The organism is uncultured Zoogloea sp., from assembly GCF_937894855.1.
In the GTDB taxonomy this organism is placed as follows: Bacteria; Pseudomonadota; Gammaproteobacteria; order Burkholderiales; family Rhodocyclaceae; genus Zoogloea; species Zoogloea oryzae.
On sequence record NZ_CALAYQ010000189.1, the window covers coordinates 24,825 to 37,114 of the forward strand.

Annotated in this window: 12 protein-coding genes and 1 tRNA gene; 7 read left to right on the top strand and 6 right to left on the bottom strand. The window is 63.0% G+C overall.

Going from position 1 to position 12,290, the window contains the following annotated elements; translation table 11 throughout:
• Positions 1–8 precede the first annotated feature (8 nt).
• From Q0672_RS20440 to queA, 3 genes are all read right to left on the bottom strand, one after another.
• Positions 9–941: a bifunctional riboflavin kinase/FAD synthetase gene (locus tag Q0672_RS20440; protein ID WP_153161654.1), complete on the bottom strand. Its 933-nt coding sequence runs from the start codon at positions 939–941 to the stop codon at positions 9–11.
• Positions 942–1,013: 72 nt separating this feature from the next.
• On the bottom strand, positions 1,014–2,126 hold the full coding sequence (gene tgt, locus Q0672_RS20445; protein WP_298625259.1) for a tRNA guanosine(34) transglycosylase Tgt: 1,113 nt from the start codon (positions 2,124–2,126) through the stop codon (positions 1,014–1,016).
• Positions 2,123–3,151: a tRNA preQ1(34) S-adenosylmethionine ribosyltransferase-isomerase QueA gene (queA, locus tag Q0672_RS20450; RefSeq protein ID WP_298625260.1), complete on the bottom strand. Its 1,029-nt coding sequence runs from the start codon at positions 3,149–3,151 to the stop codon at positions 2,123–2,125. Before queA ends, tgt begins: the two co-directional genes overlap by 4 nt.
• A 57-nt stretch (positions 3,152–3,208) precedes the next feature.
• On the opposite strand from queA, the gene Q0672_RS20455 reads away from it, so the two are divergent.
• Positions 3,209–3,293 (top strand) — tRNA-Leu (locus tag Q0672_RS20455).
• A 126-nt stretch (positions 3,294–3,419) separates the two neighbouring features.
• Positions 3,420–4,373: an alpha/beta hydrolase gene (locus Q0672_RS20460; RefSeq protein WP_153161651.1), complete on the top strand. Its 954-nt coding sequence runs from the start codon at positions 3,420–3,422 to the stop codon at positions 4,371–4,373.
• Positions 4,374–4,409: 36 nt separating this feature from the next.
• On the opposite strand, the gene Q0672_RS20465 is transcribed toward Q0672_RS20460, so the two are convergent.
• Positions 4,410–5,306: an adenylate/guanylate cyclase domain-containing protein gene (locus Q0672_RS20465; protein ID WP_153161650.1), complete on the bottom strand. Its 897-nt coding sequence runs from the start codon at positions 5,304–5,306 to the stop codon at positions 4,410–4,412.
• Between the two features lie 262 nt (positions 5,307–5,568).
• Here Q0672_RS20465 and Q0672_RS20470 point away from each other — a divergent pair, with 262 nt between their 5' ends.
• Positions 5,569–6,813, top strand: a complete 1,245-nt coding sequence (locus Q0672_RS20470) for a nitronate monooxygenase (RefSeq protein ID WP_153161649.1) — start codon at positions 5,569–5,571, stop codon at positions 6,811–6,813.
• A 50-nt stretch (positions 6,814–6,863) separates the two neighbouring features.
• Here the strand turns inward: Q0672_RS20470 and Q0672_RS20475 are convergent, their stop codons facing one another.
• Entirely contained in the window at positions 6,864–7,853 is a 990-nt protein-coding gene (locus tag Q0672_RS20475) for an aldolase/citrate lyase family protein (protein ID WP_298625263.1), read from the bottom strand.
• Positions 7,854–7,966: 113 nt separating this feature from the next.
• Positions 7,967–8,959 (bottom strand): malate dehydrogenase, encoded by a 993-nt coding sequence (locus tag Q0672_RS20480; RefSeq protein ID WP_153161647.1) that lies wholly within the window; start codon positions 8,957–8,959, stop codon positions 7,967–7,969.
• Between the two features lie 228 nt (positions 8,960–9,187).
• Between Q0672_RS20480 and Q0672_RS20485 the strand changes: the two genes are divergently transcribed.
• The 4 genes from Q0672_RS20485 to sdhA all read left to right on the top strand — a co-directional run.
• On the top strand, positions 9,188–9,916 hold the full coding sequence (locus Q0672_RS20485; RefSeq protein WP_153161646.1) for a GntR family transcriptional regulator: 729 nt from the start codon (positions 9,188–9,190) through the stop codon (positions 9,914–9,916).
• Positions 9,917–10,034: 118 nt separating this feature from the next.
• Complete coding sequence (sdhC, locus tag Q0672_RS20490; RefSeq protein ID WP_153161645.1) at positions 10,035–10,424, top strand: succinate dehydrogenase, cytochrome b556 subunit; 390 nt, start codon at positions 10,035–10,037, stop codon at positions 10,422–10,424.
• Entirely contained in the window at positions 10,418–10,765 is a 348-nt protein-coding gene (sdhD, locus tag Q0672_RS20495) for a succinate dehydrogenase, hydrophobic membrane anchor protein (protein ID WP_194271218.1), read from the top strand. The genes sdhC and sdhD overlap by 7 nt, the downstream gene beginning before the upstream one ends.
• Positions 10,766–12,290, top strand: a 1,525-nt coding sequence (gene sdhA, locus Q0672_RS20500; RefSeq protein ID WP_298625267.1) for a succinate dehydrogenase flavoprotein subunit, incomplete at its 3' end; no start/stop codon positions are given. It abuts the gene before it with no gap.

Consider the following 12,290-nt stretch of genomic DNA (forward strand, 5'->3'; position numbering starts at 1 on the left):
TGTGGAATTCAGAGAGGATTCTGGGCGAAGTAGGCGCGGGCCTCGTCGGCGTCGCGGGCGATCTGGGCGGTGAGGGCGTCGAGGCTGTCGTAGCGCTCCTCATCGCGCTGCTTGCGCAGGAAATTGACGCGCAGGTGCGCGTCGTAGCATTCGGTGTTCCAGTCGAAGAGATGGACTTCGAGGCTGGGCCGGCCGGCGTCGTTGATGGTGGGGCGCACGCCGACGCTGGCCACGCCGGGCCACGGCTTGTCGGCGAGGCCTTCGACGCTGACGGTGTAGATGCCCATCAGCGGCGGGCTGCGGTGCTTGAGCTGAATGTTGGCGGTGGGAAAGCCGATGGTGCGGCCGATCTTGTCGCCGTGGAGCACGCGCCCGCTGATGCTGTAGGGCCGGCCCAGGAGGCGGGCGGCGTGGGGCATGTCGCCTTCGGCCAGCGCCGCGCGCACCGCAGAGCTGGAAACTCGCTCGCCTTCGTGGTCGACGGTGTGCATGGCCTCGACGGTGAAGCCGACCTGTTCGCCCACGCTGCGGAGCATCTCGAAGTTGCCGGTGCGCCCCTTGCCGAAGCGGAAATCGTCGCCGATCAGCAGGTGACGTACGCCGAGGCCCTGGATCAGCACGTCTTCGATGAAGGCCTCGGCGGTGAGGCCGGCGAAGCGCTGGTTGAAGCGGGCGATGTAGAGGCGGTCGACACCCCGGGCTTCGAGCAGCTGGATCTTTTCGCGCAGGGAGGTGAGGCGCCGGGGGCGGTTCTCGTGGGCGAAGTATTCCCGCGGGTGGGGCTCGAAGGTCATCACCGCAGCGGGCAGACCGGTGGCCAGCGCCTTGGCGGAGAGCTTCGCCAGCAGCGACTGATGGCCGCGGTGCACGCCATCGAAGTTGCCGATGGTCAGCACGCAGCCATGTTGGGCTCGCTCGGGGATTCCACGGAAGACCTGCATGGACGGATTTCGGGCAAAGGGGCGATTATAGCGGCAAGGCGCCGGCCGGCGAAGCCGGCGCCCGAGCAGGCGTCAGGCGCCCTGGCCGGCGCGCTCGCGGTGGAAGCGGGCGACGTAGTCGGTGAGAGTGCCGCTGGCGATGGCGTCGCGCAGGTCGCGCATCAGTTGCTGGTAGTAGTGCAGGTTGTGGATGGTGGCGAGCCGCGCGCCGAGGATCTCGTTGAGGCGGTTGAGGTGGTGCAGGTAGCCCCGCGAGAAGTTGCGGCAGGTGTAGCAGTCGCAGGTCTCGTCGAGCGGGCGGGTGTCGGACTTGTGGCGGGCGTTGCGGATCTTCACGTCGCCATGGCGGGTGAACAGCCAGCCGTTGCGGGCGTTGCGGGTGGGCATCACGCAATCGAACATGTCGATGCCGGCCTGCACCGCGAAGACGATGTCTTCCGGCGTGCCCACGCCCATCAGGTAGCGGGGTTTGTCCATGGGCAGGCGAGGGGCGGTGTGGTGCAGGATGCGCTGCATGTCGTCCTTGGGCTCGCCCACCGACAGGCCGCCGATGGCGTAGCCGTGAAAGCCGATTTCTTCGAGCCCGGCGAGGGATTCGTCGCGCAGGTTTTCAAACATGCCGCCCTGGACGATGCCGAAGAGCGCGTTGTTATTTTCGAGGCGGTCGAACTCGTCCCGCGAACGACGCGCCCAGCGCAGCGACAGGCGCATGGAGTCGGCCGCCTGGGTGACGGTGGCGGGGTAGGGCGTGCATTCGTCGAAGATCATCACCACGTCGGAGTTCAGCACCTTCTGGATGCGCATGGATTCCTCGGGGGTGAGGAAGAGCTTGTCGCCATTGACCGGCGAGCTGAAGCGCACGCCTTCCTCGGTGATCTTTCGGAGCGCACCCAGCGAGAACACCTGGAAGCCGCCGGAGTCGGTGAGGATGGGGCCGTCCCAGGCCATGAACTGGTGTAGGCCGCCAAAGGCTTCCATCACCTCCAGGCCCGGGCGCAGCCAAAGGTGGAAGGTGTTGCCCAGGCAGATCTGGGCGCCGATGTCGCGCAGGTCCTGCGGCGAGATGCCCTTCACCGAGCCGTAGGTGCCGACCGGCATGAAGGCCGGCGTATCGACGGTGCCGTGGTTGAGGGTGAGGCGGCCCCGACGGGCGCCGCCGTCGGTGGCGAGGAGTTCGTATTTCATTCGGGGGTCCGGGTCAGGAACATGGCGTCGCCGTAGCTGAAGAAGCGGTAGCGCTCGGCGATGGCGTGGGCGTAGGCGCGGCGGATGGTGTCCATGCCCGCGAAGGCGGAGACCAGCATCAGCAGCGTGGATTTCGGCAGGTGGAAGTTGGTGATGAGCGCATCCGCCACGTTGAAGTGGTAGCCGGGCAGGATGAACAGGTCGCTCTCGGCCTCGCCGGCGACGGCCTGGCCACCCTTGGCGCAGGATTCCAGCGCCCGCATGCTGGTGGTGCCGACGCACACCACGCGCTTGCCGGCGGCTTTGGTGGCGGCGATGGCGTCTACCGTGGCCTGGGGGACGAAGTAGGCCTCGGTGTGCATCTTGTGCTCGGACAGATCATGGACGCGCACCGGCTGGAAGGTGCCGGCGCCCACGTTGAGCGTCACGAAGGCGCTATTCACGCCCATCTGGGCGAGGCGTGCGAGGAGTGGTTCGTCGAAGTGGAGGCCGGCGGTGGGTGCGGCGACCGAGCCCGGGTTCTTCGCGAAAACCGTTTGGTAACGGGATTCGTCGGCATTGCCGGCGGCGCGCTCGATGTACGGTGGCAGGGGTAGGCGCCCGTGCCTTTCGAGCAGCACGACGAGATCCTCGCCAGCCGGGAAGCGCAGGTGGAAGAACTCGCCGGCGCGGCCGAGCACTTCGACTTCAAGCGCGCCTTCGAGCATCAGCCGGGTGCCCGGCTTGGGCGACTTGCTGGCGCGCACCTGGGCGAGGGCTTCGTGGGCGCCCAGCGGGCGCTCGATCATCACCTCGACCTGGCCGCCGGTGTCCTTGGTGCCGAACAGGCGGGCGTGGATCACCCGGGTGTCGTTGAAGACCAGCAGGTCACCCGGGGAAAGCAGGGCGGGAAGATCAGCAAAATGCAGGTCGGCCAGCTGCGGGCCAACCTGGAGCAGGCGGCTGTCGGTGCGGCGGTCGAGGGGAGCCTGGGCAATCAGTTCCTGAGGGAGCGGGTAATCGAAATCGTCTAGGGTCCAGGCCATGAGTCTTGGGCGAGTTGATGCAATAAGCAGATTCGTAGATAATGCGCGGCTTCCCATGCCGGGATGGCGGAATCGGTAGACGCAGCGGATTCAAAATCCGCCGCCGCAAGGTGTGTGGGTTCGAGTCCCACTCCCGGCACCAATAAAATCAATGGGTTAGAAAATTGTAGCAAAAAACGGGCTGGTTTTTCCGTTTTTGGTGCAAATTTGGCCCGATTGGTTTCTGCATGTCCTGATTTTCCCTTCTGTTGCTCCCGGATTAGCCGCCATGGCCCTCGACCCCCAAGCCCAGGCCCTGCTTGCCATGATTTACCGCGTCGGTGCGCCGCGTTTTCACGAGCTGGATACGCATCAGGCCCGACGTTCCTTCGAGAAGCTTCAAGGCACCTTTGGGCCCGAAGCCCGTGCCGTGTCGTCGGTGACCGAAGTGCCGATTCCAGCGACCCACGCGAAGGATGGCGTGATCATGGCGCGGCTTTACCGGCCGCTTTCGGCCGGTCCGGACGAGATCCTGCCGGTGGCTTTCTATTTTCACGGTGGGGGCTGGTGCATCGGCGACGTGGCGAGCTACGACGGCCTGTGCCGCGAGTTGGCCCATCTCAGTGGCGTGGCCGTGCTGTCGGTGGATTACCGGCTGGCGCCCGAACACCCTTTTCCAACCGCGGTTGAGGATGCGCTGCGCGCCGTGACCTGGAGCCTCGCCAACGCGGCCTTGCTGGGGATCGATCCGAGCCGTTTTGCGCTGGCCGGCGATAGTGCAGGCGGCACGCTGAGCGCCGTCACCGCCCTTCAGTTGCGTAACGCCAACGGCCCGCAGGCGGCGCTGCAGCTGCTGATCTACCCGTGCACCGACATCCTCAGCCAGCGCCCGTCCCGGCGCGAGTTTGCCAGCGGCTACTTCCTGGATACCGAGAGCCTCGCCTGGTTCTTTGAGCGCTACCTGCCCAATCAGGACGACTGGAATGATTGGCGTGCGTCGCCGATCAACGCCGGGCGTTTCGATGGCCTGCCACCGGCGACCTTCATCCTCGCCGAATGCGATCCGCTCACGGATGACGGCAAGGCCTACGCGGCGCTGCTGGGCGAGGCCGGCGTGCCAGTGGCAGTGCATGAGTTCGAAGGCATGGTCCACGGCTTCTTCTCGCTGGGAAAGTATTTTCCGCAGGCGGTGAAGGCGGTGGAGCGGGCAGGGGATGCGTTGAGAGCGGCGCTGCTGGGGTGAGGTTTGGGCTGGGCGGTATGCCCGGCCTGCGTCAGCCTAGATGCAGACGAAGCTGACCACGTGGGGGCTGCTGGAGCAGCTGCGGCCGAGGGCAAACTGGCCGCGGCCCCGCAGGACGACTTCCTCGCGGGACAGCAGGAACTCCCTTTCGCCTTCGATCTGAACGAAGGTGCCGTTGCTGCTGCGGTCGATGAGCACGAACTTGTCGCCACGCAGTTCGATTTCCGCATGGCGCCGCGACGACTGGGTGTCGCCCACGACCAGATCGGCTGCCGGATCGCGCCCGATGCGGGCGCTCGGTCGGGTTGAATTGAGCACCAGCGAGGTCGAGTCGAGATAAAGGCGCAGCTCGGGTTCGGTGTCGAGCAGGAAGTGATCGCTCTGGACGATGGTGAGTTCGCCCACCGCCTCGCACATCAACTCGCACAGTTCTACCGGGCGGGTCACGCCGCGAATCACCCGGGGCGGCAGGGCGTGCAGCACCGACCGCCATTCGGGCCCGAGCCGGCGGGCGGTTTCGCTCGACGTGATGGCCTTGCCCGGCGACGCGAGTTCGGCCAGGCGGGCGGCGAAATTGACGGTGTCGCCAAACACGTCGGTCCCGCTGGCGACGACGGCCCCGAAGTGAAAACCGATGCGCACGGCCAGGCGTTGCTGCTCGGCGGTGCTGGGGAGTTCCTTCAGGGTTTGGTGGATCGCCAGGGTGGCGTCGGCAGCGCTGTCGGCATCGCTGAAGACGGCCATCAGGCCGTCGCCGGTGTGCTTGACGACGCGGCCACGCTTGGTTTCGACGGCAATCCGCATGGCGCGGATGCTGCGGTCGACAACCTCGAACGCCGAAGTGTCACCCACGCGCTGATATAGCTGTGTGCTGCCCACAAGATCGGCAAACAGTACAGCGCATTCCTTGGCGGGGTGAGAGGAGTCCGACATCTGATAGTGGTTGGCTAGCGAGCCGTGATTTTAGCGGACTACGTGACTTTTTCCGCACACCGGAAGGTAACAAATTTTGCCCCCATCTGTCGCGCCGCCTGTCGGTCTGAAGCGGGCGGCAGTCGGTTTCAAGGGGTAGATTGAATTTTCCTTGATCTAAACGGCCTCAAGGGGAGCTGTGAGGTGGGATAATGATGTATTCGGCTACATATTTCGCTTGGCGATCATTCTTGATCCGTCAGGTCTGTCTGGAAGGAGTTTCATGAAACGAGTTGATGATTTCCGTCTGCGCTTTGGCAAGCAGGAGCTGGTGCCCATCGTGGTTGGCGGGATGGGGGTGGATATCTCCACCGCTGACCTGGCGTTGGAAGTGGCGCGGCTGGGCGGAATAGGTCACATCTCGGATGCGATGGTCAAGACGGTAGCCGATCGCCGATTCAATACCAAATACGTCAAGGAAAAGCTCAAGCTCTACAAGTACAACGTCGAGAACCCCGACAAGTCGGTCGTCCAGTTCGATCTCGGCCAGCTTGCCGAGGCGACCCGCCTGCACGTGGGCAAGACGATGGAGGCCAAGAAGGGCCCCGGCATGATCTTCGTGAACTGCATGGAAAAGCTCACGATGAACGCCCCTAAGGAAACCCTCCGGGTGCGTCTGGCCACTGCGCTGGATGCCGGCGTCGATGGCATCACGCTGGCTGCCGGCCTGCACCTGGGCTCGTTCGCGCTGATCGAGGATCATCCCCGTTTCCGTGATGCCAAGCTGGGCATCATCGTGTCGTCGCTACGGGCGCTGCAGCTTTTCCTGCGCAAGAGCGCGCGCACCAACCGCCTCCCCGACTATGTGGTGGTCGAAGGCCCGCTTGCCGGTGGTCACCTGGGTTTCGGCATGGACTGGGCGCAGTACGACCTGGCCACCATCGTTGCCGAGATCCATGCCTGGCTGATCGCCGAGAAACTCGACATTCCGCTGATCCCGGCGGGCGGCATCTTTACCGGTAGCGACGCGGTGTCTTTCCTCGAAAACGGCGCTGCAGCCGTGCAGGTGGCGACTCGTTTCACGGTCACCACCGAATGTGGTCTGCCCGAGAAGGTGCAGCAGGAGTATTTCCGCGCCAGCGAAGAGAACATAGTCGTGAATCAGGTGTCGCCGACCGGCTACCCGATGCGGATGCTCACCAACAGCCCGGCCATCGGCTCCGGCATCCGCCCGAACTGCGAGGCCTATGGCTATCTGCTCGACGCCAACGGCAGCTGTGCCTACATCCAGGCCTACAACCGCGAAGTCGCGGCTCATCCGGGCGCCAAGCGGGTGTCGGTGATGGACAAGACCTGCCTATGTACCCACATGCGCAACTTCGACTGCTGGACCTGCGGGCACTACACCTATCGCCTGAAGGACACCACCCGCAAGGCGGAAGACGGCAGCTACCAGATCCTCTCTGCCGAGCACGTCTTCAACGACTATCAGTTCAGCACCGACAACAAGATCGCGCTGCCTGACTGATCTGCGGTTTCTGCAATAAAAAACCCGGCCTTGCGCCGGGTTTTTTATTGTCAGAAGAATCGCTTCAGAGCGTCACCCGGAATGTCCATTCCGGTGCTGCGAGCGCGCTTGAGGAGTTCCCAGTAATAACGGTAGGACGCCCGGTCGTGCAGTTTGCCGGCGTGCTGGATCGGCCCCCAGTGCTTGTCCTGGGCGGCGATCAGGATGCTGGCCGCCTCTTCGACCTCGGTGAAATCGGGGCGCATGGCTTCGACAATCGGAATGATCTGGTTCGGGTGAATGCTCCACATGCGCAGATAGCCGAACTCCTTTCGGGCGCGTTCGGCGTCGCGGCGGATGTAGGCCAGATCCTTGAGTTCGGTGGTGACGTTGTGGGAGGGCACGACGCCGTTGGCGAGCGCTGCGGCGGCGATGTCGCATTTGGCGCGGATGATCAGCGGATGTTCAAACTGGCCCGGGCTGCGCATCGCGGCGCCGGGAATCGCACCGTGGTGGCCGCTGACGAAATCCATCAGGCCGAAATCGAGGGATTCCACACGATCCAGTGCAGCGATCTCCCAGGCGTCGCGCAGGGCGCCGTGGGTTTCGATGAGCACATGAACCGGAATTTCCCGCTTGATGCCGTGGCGTTCTTCGGCGTTGCGGATCGCCTCGATCTGGCGGGCGGCATCGGCGACGCTGCGGGGCTTGGGGATGGTCAGGAAGGCGAGCCGCTCGCCGGCCTGGCCGACCAGGATGTCCACGTCCTGTTCCCAGTGGGCGTGGGTGATGTCGTGGATGCGGGCACCAACGCGACCGAAGCGGTTGTCGCCGGACATGACGATCTCCGCTGCCATTGCCGCGTGCTCTGCCTCGGCGCCGGCGTGGGCGCCATCCTCGCAGTCACAGGTGATGTCGAACACCGGCCCGAGCTCGTGCTGAAGGCCCAGGGCCTTGCGCATCAGCTTCTCGCTGCCAGCGTAATGGTCGACGGCTGGGAGGATGGGGAAGGGCTTTTCGCCCTGGAAGAGCACGTGGTCGGGATGCGGCAAGGCGGACATGGCGGATACTCGAAGTGATCTGACAGGCGGAGGAGGGTAGCAAAAAACGGCGTGAACGAAAAACGCGGGAGCATTTCTGCCCCCGCGTTCTGACCGGCTGAGAACTGCGGCGATTAGGCCAGCAGATCCTTCACGCCGTCACGCTCTTCGAGCAGCTCGTTGAGGGTGTGGGTCATGCGCTCACGGGAGAACTCGTCGATTTCCAGGCCCTGGACGATCTTGTACTCGCCGTTTTCGGTGGTGACCGGGAAGCCGTAGATGATGCCTTCGGGGATGCCGTAGGAACCGTCGGACGGGATGCCCATGGTGACCCATTCGCCGTTGGAGCCGAGCACCCAGTCACGGATGTGGTCGATGGCGGCGTTGGCGGCCGAGGCAGCGGAGGACAGGCCGCGGGCTTCGATGATCGCAGCGCCACGCTTGCCGACGGTCGGCAGGAACACGTCGCGGTTCCAGGCGTCGTCGTTGATCAGGCCCTTGACGCTGTCGCCATTGGAGGTGACGGCGCGGTAGTCGGCGTACATCGTGGGTGAGTGGTTGCCCCAGACGACCAGGTTCTTCAGGCTGGAAACGTCACGGCCGGACTTGGTCGCCAGCTGGGACAGGGCGCGGTTGTGGTCCAGACGCAGCATGCCGGTGAAGTTCTTGGCATTGACGCGGCCGTACTTGACGGCGATTTCCTTGGCGATGTAGGCGTTGGTGTTGCAGGGGTTGCCCACAACCAGCACCTTGACGCTGGGGTCGGCGTACTGGCCGATGGCGGCGCCCTGAACGGTGAAGATCTTGGCGTTTTCGGTCAGCAGATCCTTGCGCTCCATGCCGGGGCCGCGCGGACGGGCGCCGACCAGCAGGCAGACCTGGGCATCCTTGAAGGCGACATTGGGGTCGTCGGTGGCAATCATGCCGGCCAGCAGCGGGAAGGCACAGTCTTCCAGTTCCATCATGACGCCCTTGACAGCCTTCTGGGCTTGCGGGAGATCGAGCAACTGGAGGATGACGGGCTGATCCTTGCCCAGCATTTCGCCACTGGCGATGCGGAACAGGAGGCTGTAACCGATCTGACCGGCGGCGCCGGTGACTGCGACACGAACGGGGGCTTTTGCCATTATTGAAACTCCCTCTACATAGAAAGTGTTATCGAAACTAATTCACTGCTGATTCGCGCCGCCAGCGAGTCGCCGCGATGCTGATCTTGGGTTGGCGCTGGCGCTGAGCCGGTCAACGTTCGAATCGTAGGAGCATTTGGAAAGGCTGTCAATTTCCTTGTCTTATATCTTATATAAGATATAAGACTGATTATAGACTGTCTTTCGAAAGTGTGTTCAAATACACGCATGCGACACGACTCGCCCACCTTCAGCCCCCTGTACCGTCAGATCAAGAATCTGATGCTTAATGCTTTGGAGTCCGGCGAGTGGCGTCCGGGGCAGGCGATTCCCAGCGAGCAGGAACTCGCCATCCGCTTCAGTGTAAGCCAGGGTACGGTGCGCAAGGCCATTGATGAGATGGCGGCCGAGAACCTCCTGGTCCGCAAGCAGGGCAAGGGCACTTACGTCGCTTCTCATAACGATCCCCGTGCGCTGTTCAGATTCCTCCGGCTGGTTCCCATGGATGGCGATCTCGCACATCCGCAAAGCGTACCGCTTGATTGCTGGAAGGCCAAAGCGGGGAATGAGGCTGCGCGCATGCTGGGCATCGAGCTCGGCGCGCCCGTCACCATTCTGCGGCGTCTGCTGCGTTTTGCCGGAAAGCCGGTCGTGGTGGATGAGATCTATCTGCCAGGTGAGATCTTCCAGGGCCTGACCATGGAGGTTCTGCAGGGCTCGCATGGTTCCCTATATAGTTTGTTTGAAAGTCGCTTCGGTGTGCGGATGATCCGTGCCGAAGAGCGGATCCGCGCGGTTGCGGCCGACCGGATGACCAGCGAAACCCTCAATGTCGCGGAAGGTACGCCGCTGCTGTCTGTCGAACGGGTAACCTACACCTATGGCGATCGGCCGGTTGAATGGCGTCGGGGGCTTTATCTGACGGCGGATCATTATTATCTTAACGAATTGAATTGACGGTTTTGAATTGATGGGAGGGCCCGGCCTGTCAGTTGATGGTAAGGGTATATACTTATAATTTTGTTTGTGTGGGAAATGAGCGACTTGCGAGTTGCTATTGTTAGAGGGAAATCTTATGACAGAGGTGATTTTGAAGAAACAGCGCCCGAAGCATCTGGCGCTGAACGAGATCAGGCTCCCGCTTGCCGGGAAGGTCTCGATTCTGCATCGGGTGAGCGGCGCTGGTCTGTTCCTCATGCTGCCGGTGCTGCTTGCGCTCTTCGGCGCCAGCGTGGGCTCTCCGGAATCCTATGCTGAATTCGCCAAGATTGTCGGGAATCCTTTTGTCAAACTCATCCTGAGTGGCCTGGTGTGGGCGTACCTGCACCACTTCTGTGCCGGCATCCGTTTCCTGCTGCTTGACTTGCACGTCGGCGTCGACAAGGAATCTTCGGTCAAGAGCGCCCGCATGGTGCTGATCGTCAGTCTCGTTCTCACTGCCCTTCTGGTGACCAAGCTATGGTAAAGCCTGTCATTGTTGGTGCCCACTACGGTTTCCGCGACTGGCTCGCCCAGCGCGTCACGGCTGTCGTGATGGCACTCTATACCGTCATTATTGCAATTTGCGTCCTGACCATGCCTGATGGCTCCTACGAGAGCTGGCGCGGTGTCTTCAGCGGCGGCTTCATGAAGTTCGCGACCTTCCTGTTCTTCATGTCGCTGTTCTTCCACGCCTGGATCGGCGTGCGTGACATCTTCATGGACTACATCAAGCCCACGGGTATCCGTCTTACCCTGCATTCGATCGTTGCCCTCGCGCTCATCGGCTACGCCGGCTGGGCTGCTCAGATTCTCTGGAGGCTGTAAGTGAAAGTCGCTAAGCATACTTTTGACGCGGTTATCGTCGGTGCCGGTGGCGCCGGCCTGCGGGCGGCGCTCCAGCTCTCCGAAGCCGGCCTCAAGACGGCCGTCCTGACCAAGGTCTTCCCGACCCGCTCCCACACTGTTGCCGCGCAGGGCGGTGTTGCCGCTTCCCTGGGCAACTCGACCGAAGACAACTGGCACTGGCACATGTACGACACCGTCAAGGGGTCGGACTGGCTGGGTGACCAGGACGCGATCGAGTTCATGGTCAAGAAGGCCAACGAAGTCGTCGTCGAACTCGAACACTACGGCATGCCGTTCGACCGTACCGACAACGGCAAGATCTACCAGCGTCCGTTCGGCGGGCACTCGCAGAATTACGGCCAGACCCCGGTGTCCCGCTCCTGTGCCGCGGCCGACCGTACCGGTCACGCGATGCTGCACGCGCTTTATCAGCGCAACGTGCGCGCCAACACCCAGTTCTTCGTCGAATGGATGGCGATGGACCTGATCCGCAACGCCGATGGCGATGTGCTGGGTGTGACCGCCATGGAAATGGAAACCGGTGAGGTTTCGATCTTCCACGCCAAGGCGACCATCTTCGCCACCGGCGGTGCCGGTCGTATCTACTACAGTTCCACCAATGCCTTCATCAACACCGGTGACGGTGTCGGTATGGCGGCTCGTGCCGGCATTCCGCTGGAAGACATGGAGTTCTGGCAGTTCCACCCGACGGGCGTGGCCGGCGCTGGTGTGCTGATCACCGAAGGGGTGCGTGGCGAAGGCGGCATCCTGCGTAACGCCGCCGGCGAGCGCTTCATGGAGCGCTATGCCCCGAACCTGAAGGATCTGGCCTCCCGTGACGTCGTGTCGCGTTCGATGGTCACCGAGATCAACGAAGGCCGTGGCTGTGGTTCCGAGAAGGATCACGTGCTCCTCGACATCACCCACCTGTCCCCCGAGACCATCATGAAGCGCCTGCCCGGCATTCGTGAAATCTCGATCCAGTTTGCTGGCGTCGATCCGATCAAGGCCCCGATCCCGGTCGTGCCGACCTGCCACTACCAGATGGGCGGTATTCCGACCAACTACAAGGGTCAGGTCATCGTTCCGAAGGATGGCAACCCGAACGTGCCGGTTTCCGGCTTCTACGCCGCCGGCGAATGTGCCTGCGCGTCGGTGCACGGCGCCAACCGTCTGGGCACCAACTCGCTGCTCGATCTGCTGGTGTTCGGCAAGTCCGCCGGCGAAACCGTGGTTGCCGACTTCAAGTCCGGCCAGCTCACGCTCAAGCCGCTGCCGGATGACGCTGCCGATGTCTCCCTGGCGCGTATCGCCCGCCTCGAAACCCAGACGAACGGCGTCGAAGTGAACGACGTGCGTCTGGACATGCAGCGCACCATGCAGAAGCACGCCGGCGTGTTCCGTTTCGCCGACATGCTGAAGGAAGGCGTCGAGAAGATCCTCGAAGTGGCCGAGCGCGCCAAGCACACCCAGATCAAGGACAAGTCCAAGGTCTGGAACACCG